Below are 2117 nucleotides of genomic sequence, written 5' to 3' on the forward strand. Positions count from 1 at the left end.
CGCGCGGCAAGGAGATATATTGCCAGACCGGAGGGCCCCCGCGGGCGGGAATCTGGGCGTACACATTTCCTACACATATAAGTACTCTCGGCTGGCTGGTTAAAAACAGGAGGGGACCTCGCTTCCGAGATCCCCTCTTTCGCCTATCTATAGCAATAGACTCTTAAATACCTTATGCCAGCAGCTTGCGACCGGACTCCTCGATCGCGTCAAGTGCTGCATCTGCCTCGGCGGCATCCGCGCCCTTAGCGAAGATGTACAGCTTGATCTTGGGCTCGGTGCCGGAAGGACGAACGATACCCTTATTGCCACCCTCAAGATCGAACTCAATAACATTAGCCTTCGGCAGGCCGTTCACGCAGGTGTTGTAATCCACGACGGCCTCGATCTTGGAACCGGCGAGCTCCGCGGGCGGGTTCTCGCGCAGACCGGCCATGATGCCGGCCATCTTTGCCGCGCCCTCAGCACCCGGATAGCTCAGCGAAATCGTCTTGTTGTGATAGTAGCCATACTTCTCGTACAGCTCGTGCATCGCGTCGGCGAGGTTCTTGCCCTGGAGCTTGTAATACTGAGCCATCTGGCAAATCAGCAGCGAAGTGCTCACCGCGTCCTTGTCGCGTACGTGATCGCCGGCCAGATAGCCGTAGCTCTCCTCAAAACCGAAGATAAAGCGATCGACTTCACCAGCATCGGAAAGCGAGGTAATGATGTCACCGATGTACTTGAAGCCCGTCAGGCAGCGACGGAGCTCAAAGCCATACTCCTCGGCCAGAGCATCGACCATGGCGGAAGAAACAATGGTAGTAACCGCAACCTTCTTGGTGAGATCCTCCCCGCGGGCGGCACGGGTCTTGCAAATATAGTCGAGCAGCAGGACGCCCATCTCGTTACCGGTCAGCAGCAGGTAGTCATCACCATTCTTGACGGCAACGCCAACACGGTCGGCGTCTGGATCGGTTGCAAGCAGCAAATCAGGGTGAACCTGCTCGCAGAGATCGATGCCCTTCTGCATGGCCTGACGGATCTCGGGGTTAGGATACGGGCAGGTCGGGAAATCGCCGTTAGGCTCCTTCTGCTCGGGAACAACCGTGACATCGGTGATGCCAGCACGCTCGAGCACCGTCGTGACGGGAATGAGGCCGGTGCCGTTGAGCGGAGTGTAGACGAGTTTAAGCGGAGCGCCAGCGATCTCCTCGGCAGAAAGGTTAGTCACGCCGCGGGCGAGAACGGCGTCGTAATAACGCTCAAGGCACGAGTCATCGATCCATTTGACCAGACCCTGCTCAAGAGCCTCATCAAAGTCCATAGACTTCACGCCGGTGAACGTATCGGTCTCGGCAATAGCCTTAGAAATTGCATCGGCGGCCTCACTGGTGATCTGGCAGCCGTCGGGGCCATAGGCCTTATAACCGTTATAAGGCGCCGGATTATGGCTAGCGGTCATGCAGATGCCACCGGAGCACTTAAGGTCACGGACGGCCCAGGAAAGCGTCGGCACGGGAGAAATCTTGGGATACACGAGGGCCGTCACGCCGTTTGCCGCAAGAATGGCAGCCGTCGTCTTAACGAACAGCTCGCCCTTATTGCGGCTATCGCGAGCGATGGCGACCGTCGGATGCTCGAAGGTAGCATTAAGGTAGTCAGCGAATCCCTGGGTCGCACGACCGACCGTATAGATATTCATACGGTTAGTACCTGCACCGATAGTGCCACGAAGACCGGCAGTACCGAAGGCGAGATCCTGGAAGAAAGCGTCGGTGATGGCGTCCTCATCACCCTGCTCCTTCATCGTGTTGAGCTCAGCGAGGAGCTCCTCATCCTTGACATTGGCAATCCAAGTATCAAGCAGCTCATGAACATCTGCCATGTGAGTCCTTCCGTCACAATCAATAAAACGACCCATGTAAAACAGGACAAGCGCATCAGCGCGCTAAAGCAAATATTAGTCCATTGAGAACAGAGAACCGGCCACAGAACGGTGAACGTTTATATTCACCGGTGGATGATTGAATTGATTTAATTGCTTAGTGAATGCCGACTTTAACGCAAAAAAGGGGGAGGCCGCGAGGCCTCCCCCTTCTCAATTCAAGCGTACGGCTCGGTGCCGTCCACCGGTC

1 protein-coding gene is annotated in these 2117 nt (G+C 56.2%); it reads right to left on the minus strand.

Annotation, left to right across the window (positions count from 1 at the left end):
• Nucleotides 1-172 precede the first annotated feature (172 nt).
• On the minus strand, nt 173-1867 hold the full coding sequence (locus tag AB5Z20_RS09795; RefSeq protein WP_055252695.1) for a phospho-sugar mutase: 1695 nt from the start codon (nt 1865-1867) through the stop codon (nt 173-175).
• Nucleotides 1868-2117 lie beyond the last annotated feature (250 nt).

This window comes from Collinsella aerofaciens, assembly GCF_040910245.1.
In the GTDB taxonomy this organism is placed as follows: Bacteria; Actinomycetota; Coriobacteriia; order Coriobacteriales; family Coriobacteriaceae; genus Collinsella.

Coding starts and splice junctions, on each gene's coding strand:
- AB5Z20_RS09795 (WP_055252695.1), bottom strand. CDS start 1,867: ATGGCAGATGTTCATGAGCTGCTTGATACTTGGATTGCCAATGTCAAG.